Raw genomic sequence first — 18541 nt, 5'->3', positions numbered from 1 at the left:
CGGCGGCGGAAGGTTGTACTCCGGTCGCGGAAGCGAGAACCGTCACAGTGCTGTCTCTGTGCGGGCGGGCCGGTTCCCCGGGGCGCGGGCCGCTCCCTAATGTGACCCTGTCAAGAATATTGCGGGGCAACGTGAATCAGATGCAGGGCCGGCTCCTCGCGGAGCGCTACCGGCTCGTCGACACCATCGGCAGCGGCGGTATGGGCCGGGTCTGGCGTGCGCACGATGAGGTGCTGCACCGGGCCGTCGCCATCAAGGAGTTGACGGCCGCTCTCTACGTCTCGGAGAACGAGCAGGCCATCCTGTTGCGGCGGACCAGGGCGGAGGCGCGGGCGGCCGCGCGGATCAACCACTCGGCCGTCGTCACCGTGCACGATGTGCTGGAGCACGACAACCGGCCGTGGATCGTCATGGAGTTGGTCGAGGGCGTCTCGCTCGCCGACGCGGTCCGGGATCAGGGGCGCGTCGAGGCGCGGGAGGCGGCGCGGATCGGGATGTGGGTGCTGCGCGCGCTGCGTGCCGCCCACGGGGCCGGTGTCCTGCACCGCGATGTGAAGCCGGGGAACGTGCTGATCGCCGAGGACGGGCGGGTCATGCTGACCGACTTCGGCATCGCGCAGGTCGAGGGCGATACGACGATCACCCGGACCGGCGAGATCGTCGGCTCCGTCGACTACATAGCCCCCGAGCGGGTGCGCGGGCAGGAGCCCGGGCCCGCGTCCGATCTGTGGTCGCTGGGGGCCACGTTGTACACGGCGGTCGAGGGGACGTCGCCGTTCCGGCGCACCACTCCGCTCACCACCATGCAGGCCGTGGTGAGCGAGGAGGCCGCGGAGCCCGTGGCCGCGGGGCCGTTGGGACCCGTCATCACCGCGCTGCTGTGCAAGGACCCGGCTGTCCGGCCCGGCCCCGACGAGGCCGAGCAGATGCTCGCGGAGGCGGCGGAGGGGCGACGGCCGCGGGGGGCACGGGCGTTTGTGGCTACGGAGTCGGGGGGTGCTGGTGGTGTTGGTGGCGTGGGTGGTGCCGGTGGTGTTGGGGGTTCCGGCGGTTCGGGTGGGGGTTCTCAAGGAGTCTCAGGGGCCGCGGGTGGGTCGGGGGCGTGGGGTTCGCGTGATGTGCGGGGTGCGGGGGGCGCGCACGGCGTAGAGGGCGCGCAGGGTGTTGTGGGTGCGCGCGGTACGTCGGGGGGCGACGGTGCGTGGGGGTCCGGGCGGTCCACCGTGGGGGCGGCTTCGGGCGGGGGGCAGGCGGCCGGCGTCTTCGAGGGCGGTACCGGTACGCCGGTCGCGCCGGTGCCGGGGGGTGGGCATCAGCTCGGCTCTGTCGGTTCTGCCGCCGGTGCCGGAATGGGCGGTACGGGCGATGCCGGGGCGCGGGGCGCCAAGCGGCGCGGGTGGGGGCGTAAGGCCGCGGTGGTTCTTCTGCTGGCCGCGTTGGTCGGTGGGGGTGGTGCCGTCGCGCTGCACTACGCGGACGGGTGGAGCGCGGGGGGCGGCTCCGGCGCGAACGGATCGGAGGACGGGGATCAGTCGGCCGACGGGGTGCCGGAGGGGTGGGAGCGGGTCGAGGACCCGGAGGGTTTCAGCCTTGCTCTGCCCAAGGGGTGGGAGCGGAAGGTGGACGGGTCGCAGATCGACTACACGCCGGACGGCGGTGAGCATTTCCTCCGGGTCGCCGTGGACGACTCGCCGGACTTCGACAGTCCGTACCACCACCAGCTCGACCTGGAGGAGCAGGTGAGGACGCGGGCGGAGTACGAGCGGGTGAGCCTGAAGGAGAACATCTACCGCGACCGGCCGGGTGCGTTGTGGGACTTCACCTGGACCGCGCGGGAGAAGGACTCGGAGTTCCCCGGGCCGCGTCGGGCGATCGAGCAGATGTATCTCTCCCGGGACGGTGTCGAGTACACGATCTACATGTCCTCGCCCGCGGCGGACTGGAAGACGGCGGAGGAACGGTTCTACGCGGTCCTCCGCAGCTGGCGGGCACCGCAGGCGTGAGGTGAGGACGCGCCGGGCGGGGAGGAGGGCGCCGTGACCGGGGGCCGCCGGGCAGCGCCGGCGGCGGGTCGGTGGGCCGCCGGTGAGCGTCGGTGGCGGGTCGGTGGGCTGGGGGTGGAGCCTTGGTCTGCTGTGGATGGGGCACTGGTGGAGCCTTGGTCTGCTGCGGGTGAGGCGCCGGTGAGGGCCGGTTGCGGGGGCGCCTCCGGCGTGGGCTGCGGGGGAGGGGGCTTGCGGCCTGACACCCGGCTGGTCAGGTGGACCGTGCGCCGGGCCACACACGCCGGGCCGCACACGCCGGGCCACACGCGCCGGGCCGCACACGCCGGGCTCGCGCATCGGCTCGGGGTGCACCGGCGGTGGGGGCATTGGCTAGGGCTGCATCGTTCAGGGGCACATCGGCTAGGGGCACATCGGCTAGGGCACATCGGCCAGGGCACATCGGCCAGGGGCAGACCTGTCCCGGACACACTTGCTGCTGGGCGTCGGCGGCTTCGGGCGCAGCGGTTGGGGGTGTACCTGCTCGTGGGGACGCCGGATCCGGGGTCGCCCAGACCTCCTGCTCGGGCACACTTGCTGCCGGGCGCCGGCGGCTCCGGGCGCACCGGTTGGGGTGCACCGGCGGTGGGGGCATCGTCCAGGGGCACATCGGCTAGGGCACTTCGGCCAGGGGCAGGCCTGTCCCGGCCACACTTGCTGCTGGGCGCCGGCGGCTTCGGGCGCAGCGGTTGGGGGCGTACCTGCTCGTGGGGACGCCGGATCCGGGGTCGCCCAGACCTCCTGCTCGGGCACAGTTGCCGTCCGGCCATCGCCTCCGCGCGCGCCGGCGGGGGCGTATCTGCTTCCTGCGCCCTGGCCCCGGGGCCAGATCAGACACGCCTGTCTCGGGCACGCTTGCCGCCGGGCTTTCGCCTCCGCGCGCCCCGGCGGGGGTGCACCTGCTCCCGGGCACCCCGGCTCCGGGATCAGCCCAGACGCACCTGCCTCGGGCACACTGGCCTCCGGGCTTGCCCGGCTCCAGACATACCTGCCCCTGGGGGCCCCGGACACGCCTGTCCCCGGTGCACCGGCCCCGGAGCACGTGCCCCCAGATACATCGCCCCCACACGCCTGCTTCCGGGTACGCCTGTCCCAGGCACACCGACCCCGACGTCCCTGTCTCAGGCGCCGACCCCGGCCACCCACACACCAGCTCGCGCGCGGTCCCCGCGGGGCGTCGGTTGTCGGCCAGGGGGTTGCGGGGGAGCGGAGGGTTTTGGTCCGGTGCGGCATGATGGGGCTCATGGGGACCGAGGGGGAGAACGTCCGTGTCATAGCCGGGCGTTACCGGCTGGAGGCCAGGATCGGCCGCGGCGGTATGGGCATCGTGTGGCGGGCCACCGACCAACTCCTCGGTCGGCAGGTGGCGGTCAAGGAACTGGCCCTCGACGACTCGCTCCCGGAGGAACGCTCCCGGCAGCGCCGTGAGCGCACCTTGCGGGAAGCACGGGCGGTCGCCCGGCTCGGCCACCCGCACATCATCGTCGTGCACGACGTCGTCGAGCAGGACGAACGCCCGTACATTGTCATGGAGTTGATCGACGGCGGCTCGCTCGCGGAGCGGATCGCGGAGCACGGGCCCGTCGACGCGCGGGAGGCCGCGCGGATCGGGATCGATCTGCTGGGCGCGCTGCGGCGGGCCCACGACGCCGGCGTGTTGCACCGCGACCTCAAACCGGCGAACGTCCTGATGGAGGCCGGCACCGACCGGGTGGTCCTCACCGACTTCGGTATCGCCCAGGTCGCCGGCGCGACCACACTGACCGAGAGCGGGTCCTTCGTCGGCTCGCCGGAGTACACCGCCCCGGAGCGGATGTCCGGCGTCCGCACCGGGCCGGAGTCCGACCTGTGGTCGCTGGGCGCGCTGCTCTGCGCCGTGCTCAGCGGCGAATCGCCGTTCCGGCGGGACTCGTTGGGCGGCATCCTGCACGCCGTCGTCGTCGACGAGATCCGGCCGCCCCCGCAGGCCGCGCCGCTGCTCCCCGTCGTACGGGGGCTGCTGGAGCGCGACCCGGACCGGCGGCTCGACGCGGTGGAGGCGGAGCGGCTGCTGCGGGCCTTTCGGGAGACCGGCCGGACACCGCGGATCACGAAAAGCCCCAGGGCGTCGACCGGGTACACGCCGACCCGGCGCGACGTGCCGCGCCCCGGGCGGGACGCGCAGCGTACGGCCGCTGCCGCTGCCGCCGCCTCCGGGGCCGCCGCCGAGGATGTCGCCTCGGCCGGGCAGTCCCCGCCCGGGCAGCCCGCTCCCGGACCCGCGGCCACCCCGCCGGAACAGCCCGCGCCGCAGCGGCAGCACTCCACCCGGAGCGTGCTGGTCGCCGCCGCGCTGGTGGCGGCGATGGCCGGGGCCGGCGTGTCGGCGGCGGCGCTGCTGATGCAGGAAGGGGGCGGCGAGGGCGGCACGCCGGGCAGTTCGGCACCGGAGACGCCGGGCCAGTCGGGCCGGCCCGGCGAGTCGGGCCAGCCGGGACAGCCGGGCCAGTCCGGTGAGACCGGTGAGACCGGTGAGACCGATGGGTCGGCCTCGCCGAGTACATCAAGTACGTCGGGTACGTCGGGTGTCTCGGGCGGGTCCGGGCACTCCGACGCCACGCCCACCGTCACGCGTTCGCGGGCGGCCACCGCGCCGACCGTGCCCTCGGGGTACCGGCTCGCCGAGGACGACCAGGGCTTCAGCCTCGCCGTGCCGGACGACTTCACCCGGGAGCCGCAGGGAGAGCGGGTGTTCTACATGTCGCCGGGGCAGGCGATCCGTATCGGCGTCAAGTTCGACGACCCGGCGGCGGGCGGTCCCGTCGGGGTGATGCGGCGCGCCCATGAGAAGGGGCCCTCCACGAACCCCGGCTACCGCGACGGCCGGGTCAGGGAGACCGCGCACGACGGACGGCCCGCCGCGCTCTGGGAGTTCACCTGGGACGGTTTCAGCGCGACGGAGGGGCCCCGGCACACGTACGACCTGTGCTGGGAGCAGGACGGGCGGCTGTACGACGTGTGGGTGTCGGCGCCGGTCGGGCGGGTGAGCGAGGCGAAGGAGTACTTCGACGTGGCGGTGGACACGTTCGTTCGTCACTAAACCGGAGATAAGTGGTGTTCCGCGTCACGGGTCTGTGACCGGAAAGCGACGGGGGTGGCTGCCGAAGCGCTTGCCGCGATACAGATGAGCGTATGAGCAGCAACGGGGGCGCCCCTTACGGATCCGGGCCGGGGCCCGGCTACGGACCCGACGAGCCGACGAGTTTCGGACTGCAACCACCGCGGCCGAGTGCGCCGTACCCGGGGAACCCGTACGCGCAGCCGGCCCAGGCGACGGGCCAGGTACCGGCTCAGGTGACGGACCAGGTGGCGGCGCAGCCCTCCGAGCCCGCGCCGGACCCCGGCACCGGGCGGCTGATCGCGGGGCGTTACCGGCTGCTCGCCAAGCTCGGCCATGGCGGGATGGGGACGGTGTGGCGGGCGCAGGACGAGACGGTGGATCGTGAGGTCGCCGTCAAGGAGCCCCGCGTACCGGAGCATCTTCCCGACCGTGAACGTGCCAACGCCTTCGAGCGGATGCGCCGCGAGGCCCGTGCGGCGGCCCGGCTCGATCATCCGTCGGTCGTGAACGTGCATGACGTGGCGGTCGTGGACGGCCAGCCGTGGATCGTGATGGAGCTGGTGCGGGGGCGCTCGCTGGGCGACGCGCTCCAGGAGGGCACCCTCGGGGTGCGGGACGCGGCGAGAATCGGCCTCGACGTGCTCGGCGCGCTGGAGGCCGCGCACGCGGCGGGCATCCTGCACCGGGACGTCAAGCCGGACAACGTCCTCCTCGGCCGCCACGACCGGGTCGTCCTCGCCGACTTCGGCATCGCCCAGATCGAGGGCGAGACGAACCTGACGGACACCGGCGGCTTCGTCGGCTCGCCCGAGTACATCGCCCCCGAGCGCGTGCTGGGCCAGCGGCCCGGCCCCGCCTCCGACCTCTGGTCGCTCGGTGTCGTCCTCTACGCAGCCACCGAGGGCGTGTCGCCCTTCCGGCGCAGCAACACGCCCGCGACCCTGCAGTCCGTGCTCAACGCCACGCCCGCGGCGCCCGCCTCGGCCACCGGCCCGCTCGCCGAGGCCATCAACGGCCTGCTGCAGAAGGACCCGGCGCGCCGTCCCACCGCCGCCCGGGTCCGCGAACTCCTGGAGACGGCCGCCAACCCGCCGGTGCCTGCGCCCACCCAGGTGGTCCAGCAGATCGTCACGCCCCCGGCGGCGGAGGGCAAGGGCATCAGGATCGGTGCCAAGACCCTCGCCGGGGTCGGCGCGGCCGTCGTGGCGACGGCGGTCGCCGGGCTCGGCGTGCTGGGCGTGGCGGCGGCGGTGACGGCGTACGTGGTGATCGCCGACCCCTTCGCGGGGCCCCTGCCGGAAGGCTGGAAGCAGCGGGACCTCGGCTCTAAGGTCGCCGCGAGCGTCGGCGTGCCCGGGGACTTCGTGAAGGACCGCTTCGCGCCGGACGAGACCGACGGGACGTTCGCGCAGTACAGCGACCCGAGCGGGCTGATCCGGATCAACATCGACCGGGACGTCAAGATGGACGACAAGGAGAACGAGATCCCGGGCGTCGCGCTGGACAGGGCGTACGCGGACTGGGAGTTGGTCAAGGACGGCGAGTACACGCTGGACGTCGCGAGCGACCCCGCGCCGAAGGGGCGGCCGCAGGAGACGACGTTCCAGGAGCACGAGGCCGCCGAGAACACCATCGTGTACACGACCACGGACAGCCAGGCCCCGCGGCTGCGCGAGGCCCGGGTCCTGTACTACAAGGCGGGCAACGGTGACATGTACCGGATCTGGATCGACTATCCGGGCAAGGGACACTTCACCGAGCAGGGCCGTGAGATCGCCCGTACGGCCATCACGAATCTGAAGATCGATCAGATGTAGCGCCTCGCGGTCTGCCCTCTCAGTGCGTCCTCTCCGTGATCCAGGCCAGGACCCGGTCCGCCACCCCCGGTTCGTCCAGCAGCGCTCCGCCGTGCGAGGAACCGGCCACCGTCTTCACGGTGACCCCGTTCGCGGGCATGTTGTGATCGGTCTCCTCGGCCGCTTCGAGGTCGCGCGAGTGCCGGACGGGGACGGGGTCGTTCTTGGAGTGCAGCAGGAACATGGGCGCGTCGTCGGCGCCGGAGGCACGGCTCCCGGCGGCCATGTCGTCCCAGGTGTCCCGGCAGCCGGGCTGTGGGGAGGCGGCGGGGGCGGTGGCGTACGCGTCCGTCGGGGAGCAGCGGGCCAGGAGCACGGCGTTGTCGCGGAGCCCGCGCTGCCAGTCGGTCGCGGTGGACGCGTTGCCGGCCTGCCAGGCGCGGTACGGGGAGACCACGGGGGACAGCGCGACCACGCCGTCGAAGCGGTAGGCACCGGAGCGGTAGGTGGCGATGTTCGTCGCAATCTGGCCACCGGTGGAGGAGCCCAGGAGGATCAGCCGGTTGGTGTCGAGGTCGAAGTCGGCGGCGTGGTCGCGGATCCAGTCGAGCGCGGAGAGGGCGTCGGTACGCTGGGCCGGCCAGGGGGCGTCGGCGTTCAGCCGGTAGTCGACGTCGAAGACGGCGTACCCGGCGTCCGCGAAGGTGCGCGACCAGCCGGCCCAGCCGGTGTCCCTGGACCACTCGCCGCCGTGCAGGATCAGGATGCCGGGCTGCTTCCCCTCGCGCTCCTCACCGGCGGCGTTCCAGTAGGCGTCGAGGGTCTGCCGGGTGTGCGATCCGTAGGAGTACGTGGCCTCGTTGCGGGCCGCCGCCGCGCTGTCGCGCATGTCCCAGACGAGCAGGGTCGCGACGGCGGCGGCGCAGAGAACGAGACAACCCCAGAGCCGACGCACCACTACCTGCCCTTCCAACGACCTGACGATCGCCCGTACAACCCGCCAACCCGCCAACCCGCCAACCCGCCAACCCGCTTACGTGAGTCATCGGACTATAGGCGGCGCGGTCGCACATGTGCCAAGCGGGGCAAGGGGGGCAGGGGGGAGAGCAAGGGGGAAGAGCGCCGCGCGGCGACGTGGCCGGAGCCCGGGAGCCATCGCCTTGCCGGGCTCCTTGCCCCTAACATGCCGTGTCAAGTGCATGATCGGCGCGAAGGGCGAGCGAGCGTGGGCATCGAACACCTGGACGTGCGGGCTCACGCGAGACAGCGCTGGGCGGCCAGGGCCGCACTCGGCTGCGCCGTCCTCGCCGTCCTGCTGCCGCTCGGCTACGCGCGCGGGGCGAGTCTTCTGCTCGTCGCCGGGGTGGTCCTGGGCGCCGGCCTCACCGTGGCCTCGCTGTGGTGGGTGCTGGTGCACCGCGGCGCCGCCCGGATCGCGGCGGGCACGCTGGCCGTGGCCGCGCCGGTCGGTGTCGTCTGGTGGTTCGCCGCCGTCAACCTGCTCTGGGTCGTGATCGTCTCCGCCGCGCTGTGGGCCGTCGCCGTCTGGTCCGGCAAGTTCGCCCTCAGCAGCACCAAGTCCCATGTGGTGCAGGTACCGGAGCACCGCACCCCCGCCCCCACGCGCCCCTTCCTCATCATGAACCCCAAGTCCGGGGGCGGGAAGGTCGAACGCTTCCGGCTGAAGGAGCGCGCCGAACGCCTCGGCGCCACCGTCCATCTGCTCGACCCCGCGCACCACGAGGACGTCGCCGTACTCGCCCGCGACGCCGTCAGGAACGGCGCCGACCTGCTCGGCGTGGCCGGTGGCGACGGCACCCAGGCCCAGGTCGCGGCCATCGCGGCGGCGTACGACGTCCCGCTGCTCGTCATCTCCGCGGGCACCCGCAACCACTTCGCCATGGACCTCGGGCTCGACCGCGAGAACCCCGCCGCCTGCCTCGACGCCCTCACCGACAAGGGCGTCGAACTCCACGTCGACCTCGGTTACGCCAGCGGCCACCCCTTCGTCAACAACGCCTCGTTCGGCGCGTACGCGGCCGTCGTGCAGAGCCCCGCCTACCGTGACGACAAGGTCCGTACGACGCTGGAGCTGCTGCCCGAACTGCTCACGCACCAGCGGGGGCCGCGGCTGACCGCCCGGATCGGGGACGCCGTCATCGACGCGCCCCAGGCCGTGCTCGTCAGCAACAACGTCTACCGCAGCGACGACCTGGTCGGCCTCGGCCGCCGCGAGCGGTTGGACGCCGGGGTGCTGGGTGTCGTCGGCGTCCGGGTCGACAGCGCCGCCGAGGCCGCGGGCATGGTCCTCGGCCCGAACGCCCCCGGCCTCAGCCTTCTCGTCGCCGACGAGATCGTGGTCGAGGCCGACCAGCCGGAGATCGAGGTCGGCGTCGACGGCGAGGCGCTCGTCCTGCCGACGCCTGTCCACTGCCGGGTCTCGCCGAAGGCCCTGCGCGTCCGCGTGCCCCGCGACCGGCCCGGCGTCCCCGAGCCCAAGCCGCCCCTCGACTGGCGCCGGCTCCGCAAGCTCGCCGCCGCGGTCGGCCGCACGGCCCTGCCCAAGCACCGCGAACGGTACGGCTGGGCCCAGCAGTTGTGGGACAGGTGGCGTTAGCCGTCCGCCGCACCGGGTGGTAGTGATGGGGCATGAGCGACGACGGCGAACATCCGCACGACGCACACCAGTACGACGGTTGGGGTGCGGGGCAGGGTACGGAGAGGGGTGGCCGTCGGGGTGTCATGAGCGGCGGCGGCGGTCGGGGCGCGGAGGGTGCGGGCCGGGGCGTGGAGGGTGCGGGCCGGGGCGTGGAGGGCGGTGGCCGGGGCTTGGAGGGCGGCGGGCGGTTGGTGGACGGCGGGCGGTTGGTGGACGGGCGCTACCGGCTCACCGAGCGCATCGGGTCCGGCGGTACGGGCACGGTCTGGAAGGCCGTCGATCAGCTCGTCGAGCGTGAGGTGGCCGTCAAACAGCCCCGGTTACCGGGTGGTTCGGGGTACCCGGGGATCCCGGTCGGTTCCGGGCCGCCGCCGGACGGGCCGGACGACCCCGAGAGCGAGGCGCGGCGACGGACCGCCCACCGTCTCTACCGGGAGGCGCGGGCCGCCGCCCGAGTCGACCACCCGTCCGCCGTCACCATCCACGACGTCGTGATCGAGGACGGCCACCCCTGGATCGTCATGGAGTGGGTCCGCGGCGAGTCCCTCCACGAGGCGCTCCGGCGCGGCCCGCTCACCCCCGCCGAGTCCGCGCGGATCGGGCTCGCCGTCGTCGGCGCGCTGCACGCCGCGCACAGCGTCGGCATCGTCCACCGCGACGTCAAACCGGCCAACGTCCTCCTCGGCCCGCACGGACGCGTCGTCCTCACCGACTTCGGCACCGCGCACGCGCCGAGCGAGGCCGAGGAACCCCACACCGCGAGCGTCGACTCCATCGACTCTGCCGACTCCGCCGACTCCATCGGCACCGTCGACTCCAGCGATGCCATCGGCTCGCTCGAATTCGTCGCCCCCGAGCGCATGTCCGGCCGTACCGCCGGCCCGCCCTCCGACCTGTGGTCCCTCGGCGTCCTCCTCTACGCCGCCGTCGAAGGCGCGTCCCCGTTCCGCCGTACGACCCCGGAGTCCACCCGCGCCGCGATCCTCTCCGCCGACCCACCGCCCCCCGAACACGCCGGCCCCCTCGCCCCCCTGCTCCTCCGCCTCCTCACCAAGAACCCGGCGTCCCGACCCGACGCCGACGAGGTGACGGCGGCGCTCCGGCCGATAGCCGGGGGCCGCCCCGCACCGAAGCCGACGCCACCGCAGGCCCCGCCCACGACCGGCCGCATACCGTCACCCGCGAGACAGAGAAGAGCACCCGAACACAGCTGACGCGGGGGCGAGTCGCCCGGTGCCACTTCCTGAAAGATCGGCGATCGACGGCGAGCCGAAGACGGATGAGCAGAAAGCCGACCTGAGCCCGACGCGCACTGGGCCGGCTCAAGGCCGACGGGCGGGAAGCCGAAGCCCGGCGGGCAGCAGGCCGCCCGAAGCGCGACCGGCGGAAGGCCGACCGAAGCCGATTGGCGGGAAGCCGGCCAAAGCCCGAAGGGCAGTAGGCAAGCTGAAGCCGACGGAAGACCGATGGGGCCCCGGGCCAGCCGAAGCCCGACGCGCACCGGGCCAGCTCAAAGCCGATTGGCGGGAAGCCGGCCGAAGCCCGGCGGCAGCACGCCGGCCAAAGCCCGGCGCGCACCCGGCGGCCAGCCGAAGCCCGATGCGAAGCGCGGCCGGCCGGAGGCGGCGGCGGGATTCTGGGGAGGTGATCCACGCCGCATTCGCGGCCGCACCGCGCGCCCCGCCCCGCTGATCAGCGACTTCGTTGCCAGCGATCACTGGCGTGGTGGGTGCGCCCGGTGAAACCCTGTTACCGCCGGGTACCCAAAGTCGTCCGGTCCGGAATACCCTGCGCGTCATGACGGACTCGCAGGCCCCCGAAAAGACCGGCACGACCACCACGGGAACGACCGGCACCAACCCCCTCGCGGCGGCCCCGCAGGGCGCCCGTACCGCCGCCGACGTGGTCACCCCGGAGCTGGTCGCCCAGCTCACCAAGGGTGTCGTCGGCACCGGCCGTACCGCCAACCACACGCCGTTCACCGGTGAGAAGCTGGCCGACCTGCCGGAGTCCACGCCCGAGGACGTGGAGAAGGCCTACGAGCGGGCCCGTGCCGCCCAGGCCGTGTGGGCGAAGGTGCCGGTGCGTGAGCGCGCCGCGGTCCTGCTCCGCTTCCACGACCTGGTCCTGGAGCGCCAGGCCGAGGTCCTCGACCTCATCCAGCTGGAGACCGGCAAGGCCCGTCTGCACGCCCACGAGGAGGTCCAGGCCGTCGCGGTCGCCGCCCGCCACTACGGCCGCAAGGCCCCCTTCTACCTCAAGCCGAAGCGGCACACCGGCGCCGTACCGACCCTCACCAAGGTCACCGAACTGCGCCACCCGCGCGGCGTGATCGGCCAGATCGCCCCCTGGAACTACCCCCTCGAACTCTCCGTGGGCGACGCGATCCCGGCCTTCGTGGCGGGCAACGCGGTGGTCATGAAGCCGGACACCGAGACCTGCCTGACCGCCCTGTGGGCCCGTGACCTGCTCATCGAGGCCGGTCTGCCCGCCGACGTCTTCCAGGTCGTCCTCGGCGAGGGCCCGGTCATCGGCCCCGAGGTCGTCAAGCACGCCGACTACGTCTCCTTCACCGGCTCCACCCGCACCGGCCGCGAGGTCGCCCAGGGCGCCGCCGCCCGTCTCGTCGGCGTCTCCCTCGAACTCGGCGGCAAGAACGCGATGCTGGTCCTTGAGGACGCCGACATAGACAAGGCGGCGGCGGGCGCCGTCCGCGCCTGCTTCAGCTCCGCCGGTCAACTCTGCATCTCCATCGAGCGGCTGTACGTCCACGAGTCCGTCGCCGACGCCTTCCTGGACCGCTTCGCCGCCCGCACGAAGGCCATGCGCCTCGGCACGTCCCTCGCGTACGGCGCCGAGATGGGCTCCCTCGTCGGCGAACGCCAGCTTCAGACCGTCACCCGCCACGTCGAGGAGGCCGTGGAGAAGGGCGCCACGGTCGTCGCGGGCGGTGTGGCCCGCCCCGACATCGGCCCCTACTTCTACGAGCCGACCATCCTCGACGGCGTCACGGAACCCATGTCCGTCTGCACGGAGGAGACCTTCGGCCCGGTCGTCTCCGTCTACCGCTTCAAGGACGAGGACGCGGCCATCGAGGAGGCCAACTCCACGGCGTACGGCCTCAACGCCTCCGTCTGGACCAAGGACGGCCGCCGCGGCCGCGAGGTCGCCTCCCGCGTCCGCGCCGGCACGGTCAACGTCAACGAGGGCTACGCCTCCGCCTACGGCTCCGTCCAGTCCCCCATGGGCGGCATGAAGGACTCCGGCCTCGGCCGCCGCCACGGCTCCGAGGGCATCCTCAAGTACACCGAGGCCCAGACGGTCGCCCAGCAGCGCCTGCTGCCCATGGCCCCGTCCCTCGGCATGGACGACGAGAAGTACGCCCAGTTCATGAGCCGCAGCCTGAGGGCCATGAAGGCACTCCGGCTCCGTTAGGCCTTCGGTCCCGCCCGCCCACCGTTCTCAACGAGGAGAGCACGTGTCGTACGACCACGACTACGACGTCATCGTCGTCGGATCCGGTTTCGGCGGCTCGGTCACCGCCCTGCGTCTGACCGAGAAGGGCTACAAGGTCGGCGTGCTCGAAGCGGGCCGCCGTTTCACGCGCGACTCGCTCCCGAAGAACTCCTGGGACCTGAAGAACTACCTGTGGGCGCCCGCACTCGGGCTCTACGGCATCCAGCGCATCCACCTGCTGGGCAACGTCATGGTGCTGGCCGGAGCCGGCGTGGGCGGCGGCTCCCTCAACTACGCCAACACCCTCTACGTCCCGCCGAAACCGTTCTTCGAGGACCCGCAGTGGAAGGACATCACCGACTGGCAGGAGGAGCTGAAGCCGTACTACGACCAGGCCCGCCGTATGCTCGGCGTCCGGCTCAACCCGACGATGACGCCCTCCGACGTACACCTGAAGGCCGCCGCCGAGCGGATGGGCGTCGGCGACAGCTTCCACCTCGCCCCGGTCGGCGTCTTCTTCGGTGACGGCGAGGACGCCGATGGCAAGGCCAAGGCCGCCCCCGGGGACCGGGTCGCGGACCCCTACTTCGGCGGCGCGGGCCCCGCCCGCAACGCCTGCACCGAGTGCGGCGAATGCATGACCGGCTGCCGCCACGGCGCCAAGAACACCCTCAACGAGAACTACCTCCACCTCGCCGAGCAGGCGGGCGCGATCGTCCACCCCATGACCACCGTCGTCGCCCTCACCGAGGACTCCCAGGGCGGGTACGCCGTCACGACCCTCCCGACCGACAACCGGAGGAAGGGTGAGGGCCGGGTGCTCAGGGCCCGCCGAGTCGTCCTCGCGGCCGGCACCTACGGCACCCAGACCCTGCTGCACCGGATGAAGGAGAACGGCCAACTCCCGCACATCTCGGACCGGTTGGGCATGCTGACCCGTACCAACTCCGAGGCCCTGGTCGGCGCCCAGACCGACAACCGCCGCTACCGCAAGGCGCACGGTGTACCCGAGGTCGACTTCACCCGGGGCGTGGCGATCACCTCCTCCATCCACCCCGACGAGAACACCCATATCGAGCCGGTCCGTTACGGTAAGGGCTCCAACGCGATGGGCGGGCTGTCGATCCTCCAGGTCCCGTACGCGGGCGGCACCGCGTCGGGCGCCACCCGCGTCCTCGGCTGGCTGGCGTCCGCGGCCAGGCACCCTCTGCTGGTGGCCCGTTCGCTGTCCAACCGCCGCTGGTCGGAGCGGACCATCATCGGCCTGGTGATGCAGTCCCTGGACAACTCCCTGTCGACGCACCTGAAGTCGAAGGGCCTGGGCAAAGGTCTGTTGACGGCACGTCAGGGCCATGGCGCGCCCAACCCCAAGCAGATCGAGGCCGCTTCACGGGCCGCCTCCACCATCGCCGCGGAGATCAACGGTTTCGCCGGCAGCAACGTGGGCGAGCTGATGGGCACCCCGCTCACCGCGCACTTCCTCGGCGGCTGCCCCATCGGTGCCACGGCCGCCGACGGCGTCATCGACCCGTACCACCGGCTGTACGGCCACCCCGGTATCTCCGTCGTCGACGGCTCGGCCGTCTCCGCGAACCTCGGCGTGAACCCGTCCCTGACCATCACCGCCCAGGCCGAGCGCGCGATGTCGTACTGGCCCAACAACGGCGAGCCCGACCACCGCCCGGCCTCCGGCGCCGCCTACGCACGCCTCGCCCCGGTGGAGCCCCTGCACCCGGCGGTCCCGGCGGAGGCGTTCGGCGCGCTGCGGCTGCCGCTGGTACCGGTGCCGACGGTGCCGCCGAAGAAGTAGCCCGCCGGCCGGCGGAAGCGGCACGGAGAATGACAGCGGAGAAGGACCCGCACCCCCCTCCGAGCGCGGGTCCTTCTCTCGTGTGCCAGGTGTGACCGGCGAGTGGGGCAAAGGGTTGCCCTTGCGATAACAGTTTTCTCGTGTGACCTGAGACACAGGAAAAGGTGGCTGGAATCGCACAACCCATGGGCACGCTGCGCCGTCACATTCATGTTCGATGGGGCCTGTGGGGCCCCTGTGATCCGGAAAACGAAAGTCATGAAGGTGGGGGACATGAAGTCGACGATGTCGCGGGCGGCGGTGGCCGTATCGGTCGCGGTCGCGCTGGGATTCACCGCGGCGTGTGGTGGGGGCGGCGACGAGGACAAGGCCGCGGACGCGAAGCCGTCCGCCGCCGGCAGCGCCTCGGCCGCCGGGGACGGGAAGGACGCGGCCGGGAAGCCCGCGCTGACCGAGGCCCAGCTGAAGGAGGCGGCCCTCGCGAAGGGGGACGTGAAGGGCTACACGATCTCCGAGATGCCGGCGGACGACATGCCCGCCGTGCCGGTTCCCGCGGAGCCGGCCGCCTGCCAGTCCCTCGCGAACATGTTCTTCTTCACCTCCGACCCGCAGGCGAAGGACCGCACGGGACGCAGGGTCACCGCGGTGGACGAGCTGTCCGCCACCGTGCTGGCCGTCGCCCTCGCCGCGCACGAGCAGAGCGACGCCGAGAAGGTCATGGCCGACCTGCGCGAGGCGACGGAGAGCTGCGACGGGTACGAGCAGGTCGGCAACAAGTACACCGACATCGAGACCCTCACCGCTCCGAAGCAGGGCGACGAGGCCGTCGCGTACAAGCTGAAGGGCGACATCGAGGGCTCGAAGATCCCGATGTCCTTCACGGTGGTGCGCAGCGGCTCGACGCTCATCACGTTCTCGTCGATGAACATGCTCGACGCGGACAAGGCCGAGGTGCCGGCCGACGTCCTGGAGACGCAGGTCGCGAAGGTGGAGAAGGTCGCCGGCTGACCGGACGCGGTGCGACGAAGGGCCCCGGGGGGCGGCTGGAACGCAGCCGACCGCGGGGCCCTGCCGTTTCTCTGCGCCCGGCCGTGTTCTCTTCGCCCGGTCGAGTCGGCGGTTCGTTCCGCATCGTGAGGGGGAGAACGGCCTCCGCAACCGGTCTGCCCGCCCTGGAACGGTTCCGCCGGCCGGCCCCGGGCGTCCCCGGAGCCGACCGTTCTCTTGGGTGACCGGGCTGCTGTCCCCTGCCGTCCGGTCACAACCCTGGAGCGAGGTCCCACGGCGCACGGCACGATCCGGACGCCTCATCGCTCCAGCGGAGCCACGCGTGGTTCTTTCGGGCCCGGGCCTGGCTGGCACGGACACCGACACCAACGAAGCGTGTCGGACGACGGTCACGCGCCGTACGGGTGAGACGGCAGGCGTACGTACGTGCGCCGGTCAGATGCGACCCCGGCACAGCTCCAGCAGGGTCATCGCGAGCGCGGTGCCGGGCTTGCCGAGGGCGTCCCGGTAGTGGGCCAGGATCTCCATCTCGCGGGACAGGTTCACGCGCCGGCCGCCGGACTCGATCCGGGCGTCCTGGATCACGGCGGAGACCGCCACGCGTTCCTGGATCAGGCCGATGATCCGGTCGTCCAGCGCGTCGATGCGCTCACGCGCACCGCTGATCACGTCGGCGGCCTCGGCGGTACGGGCGCCGGTCACGTCGGTCGCGGTCATGGTCATCAGGGGTTCTCCTCGTCGGAAGTCGCACATCAGAGTCGAAATCGGCTCCCCGAAGCGGCAAGACCCGGAAAACGCCAGACGCCCCGGACCTTGTCGGCCCGGGGCGCCTGGGGAAGTCGCTAGTCAGTAGCTCAAGCAACACGACCATGGCAGCCGGTGGGCCGGTTGCCATAGCTAAAGAGGAAGGTCGCCTGCGTGAACATGCGGGCCAGTATGCCACGCCCCGCAGCTACCCGGGCCCGGGGGCGGAGCCGCGGGCGGAGCCCTCGGTCGGGCCGCCTCGTGAGAGCGCACCCCGGTAGACTCGACGGCACAAGACCCCCGCCCAACCGCCGGAAGGCACCCCGTGTCATCAGCGAACCCCGCTGCCGCCGCCCCCGACACCGTCCTGGTCGTCGACTTCGGCGCCCAGTACGCCCAGCTCATCGCCCGTCGGGTCCGCGAGGCCCGGGTCTACAGCGAGATCGTGCCGAGCACCATGCCGGTCGCGGAGATGCTCGCCAAGAACCCGGCGGCGATCATCCTCTCCGGCGGCCCCTCCTCGGTCTACGCCGAGGGCGCCCCCCGCCTCGACCGCGCCCTCTTCGAGGCAGGCGTCCCCGTCTTCGGCATGTGCTACGGCTTCCAGCTGATGGCCACCACCCTCGGCGGCACCGTCGACAACACCGGCGCCCGCGAGTACGGCCGTACGCCCCTGCATGTCTCCAAGTCCGGCAGCACCCTCTTCGAGGGCACCCCCGCCGAGCAGTCCGTCTGGATGTCCCACGGCGACGCCTGCTCCGCCGCCCCCGAGGGCTTCACCGTCACGGCCGCCACCGACGTCGTACCGGTCGCCGCCTTCGAGAACGACGAGAAGAAGCTGTACGGCGTCCAGTACCACCCGGAGGTCCTGCACTCCACGCACGGCCAGCAGGTGCTCGAACACTTCCTCTACCGCGGCGCGGGCCTGACCCCCTCCTGGACCACCGGCAACGTCATCGAGGAGCAGGTCGAGGCCATCCGCGAGCTGGTCGGCGACAAGCGCGCGATCTGCGGCCTCTCCGGCGGCGTGGACTCCGCGGTCGCCGCGGCCCTCGTACAGAAGGCCATCGGCTCCCAGCTGACCTGCGTGTACGTCGACCACGGCCTCATGCGCAAGAACGAGACCGAGCAGGTCGAGAAGGACTTCGTCGCCGCGACCGGCGTCCAGCTGAAGGTCGTCGACGCGGAGGAGCGGTTCCTGAAGGCGCTCGCCGGGGTCTCCGACCCCGAGCAGAAGCGGAAGATCATCGGCCGCGAGTTCATCCGCGTCTTCGAGCAGGCCCAGGCGGAGATCATCGCCGACGAGGGCCCCGAGGTCGCGTTCCTCGTCCAGGGCACGCTGTACCCGGACGTCGTCGAGTCCGGCGGCGGCACCGGCACGGCCAACATCAAGTCCCACCACAACGTGGGTGGCCTGCCGGAAGACCTCGAATTCCAGCTGATCGAGCCGCTCCGCAAGCTGTTCAAGGACGAGGTCCGGATGGTCGGCCAGGAGCTGGGGCTCCCGGAGGAGATCGTCCAGCGCCAGCCGTTCCCGGGCCCCGGCCTCGGCATCCGGATCGTCGGCGAGGTCACCAAGGACCGCCTCGACCTGCTCCGCGAGGCCGACGCCATCGCCCGCGAGGAGCTGACGGCCGCCGGCCTCGACCGTGACATCTGGCAGTGCCCGGTGGTCCTGCTGGCCGACGTCCGCTCGGTCGGAGTCCAGGGCGACGGCCGCACCTACGGCCACCCCATCGTCCTGCGCCCGGTGTCCAGCGAGGACGCCATGACCGCCGACTGGTCGCGCCTGCCGTACGACGTCCTCGCGAAGATCTCCACCCGGATCACCAACGAGGTCGCCGACGTCAACCGCGTCGTCCTCGACGTGACGAGCAAGCCGCCGGGCACCATCGAGTGGGAGTGAGCCCTTTTTCCGGGGAGAGG

General features: G+C 72.4%; 11 protein-coding genes. 9 read left to right on the top strand and 2 right to left on the bottom strand.

What is annotated here, in order from left to right; genetic code table 11:
* Positions 1–140 precede the first annotated feature (140 nt).
* The 3 genes from ACZ7MG_RS08870 to ACZ7MG_RS08860 all read left to right on the top strand — a co-directional run bounded on the left by ACZ7MG_RS08870 (position 141) and on the right by ACZ7MG_RS08860 (position 6959).
* Entirely contained in the window at positions 141–2003 is a 1863-nt protein-coding gene (locus ACZ7MG_RS08870) for a serine/threonine-protein kinase (protein WP_471385648.1), read from the top strand.
* A 1282-nt stretch (positions 2004–3285) separates the two neighbouring features.
* Positions 3286–5121 (top strand): serine/threonine-protein kinase, encoded by a 1836-nt coding sequence (locus ACZ7MG_RS08865; RefSeq protein WP_471385455.1) that lies wholly within the window; start codon positions 3286–3288, stop codon positions 5119–5121.
* Between the two features lie 92 nt (positions 5122–5213).
* Positions 5214–6959, top strand: coding sequence for a serine/threonine-protein kinase (locus tag ACZ7MG_RS08860; RefSeq protein WP_471385457.1), 1746 nt, complete (start codon positions 5214–5216; stop codon positions 6957–6959).
* 19 nt (positions 6960–6978) lie between these two features.
* On the opposite strand, the gene ACZ7MG_RS08855 is transcribed toward ACZ7MG_RS08860, so the two are convergent.
* Positions 6979–7911: an alpha/beta hydrolase family protein gene (locus ACZ7MG_RS08855; protein WP_471385459.1), complete on the bottom strand. Its 933-nt coding sequence runs from the start codon at positions 7909–7911 to the stop codon at positions 6979–6981.
* 252 nt (positions 7912–8163) lie between these two features.
* On the opposite strand from ACZ7MG_RS08855, the gene ACZ7MG_RS08850 reads away from it, so the two are divergent.
* The 5 genes from ACZ7MG_RS08850 to ACZ7MG_RS08830 all read left to right on the top strand — a co-directional run bounded on the left by ACZ7MG_RS08850 (position 8164) and on the right by ACZ7MG_RS08830 (position 15871).
* Positions 8164–9555 carry a diacylglycerol/lipid kinase family protein gene (locus ACZ7MG_RS08850; protein ID WP_471385461.1) on the top strand — a complete coding sequence of 464 codons (1392 nt, stop codon included), beginning with the start codon at positions 8164–8166 and terminating at the stop codon, positions 9553–9555.
* Positions 9556–9587: 32 nt separating this feature from the next.
* A complete protein-coding gene (locus tag ACZ7MG_RS08845) occupies positions 9588–10811 on the top strand; it encodes a serine/threonine-protein kinase (protein WP_471385463.1) in 1224 nt (407 codons plus the stop codon).
* A gap of 583 nt (positions 10812–11394) precedes the next feature.
* The gene (locus tag ACZ7MG_RS08840; protein ID WP_471385465.1) at positions 11395–13032 is read left to right on the top strand and encodes a succinic semialdehyde dehydrogenase; all 1638 of its coding nucleotides are present in this window, start codon (positions 11395–11397) and stop codon (positions 13030–13032) included.
* A 43-nt stretch (positions 13033–13075) separates the two neighbouring features.
* Positions 13076–14863 (top strand): GMC oxidoreductase, encoded by a 1788-nt coding sequence (locus tag ACZ7MG_RS08835; RefSeq protein ID WP_471385466.1) that lies wholly within the window; start codon positions 13076–13078, stop codon positions 14861–14863.
* A 273-nt stretch (positions 14864–15136) separates the two neighbouring features.
* Complete coding sequence (locus ACZ7MG_RS08830; protein ID WP_471385468.1) at positions 15137–15871, top strand: hypothetical protein; 735 nt, start codon at positions 15137–15139, stop codon at positions 15869–15871.
* 435 nt (positions 15872–16306) lie between these two features.
* Here ACZ7MG_RS08830 and ACZ7MG_RS08825 read toward each other — a convergent pair whose 3' ends face one another.
* Entirely contained in the window at positions 16307–16588 is a 282-nt protein-coding gene (locus tag ACZ7MG_RS08825) for a chorismate mutase (protein WP_471385650.1), read from the bottom strand.
* Positions 16589–16940: 352 nt separating this feature from the next.
* Here ACZ7MG_RS08825 and guaA point away from each other — a divergent pair, with 352 nt between their 5' ends.
* Positions 16941–18521 (top strand): glutamine-hydrolyzing GMP synthase, encoded by a 1581-nt coding sequence (gene guaA / locus ACZ7MG_RS08820; RefSeq protein ID WP_471385470.1) that lies wholly within the window; start codon positions 16941–16943, stop codon positions 18519–18521.
* Positions 18522–18541: the final 20 nt, after the last annotated feature.

Source organism: Streptomyces sp. NPDC107538 (genome assembly GCF_055657445.1).
Note: the sequence above shows the minus strand (reverse complement) of the source record. Positions and strands in the feature narration are given on the sequence as shown.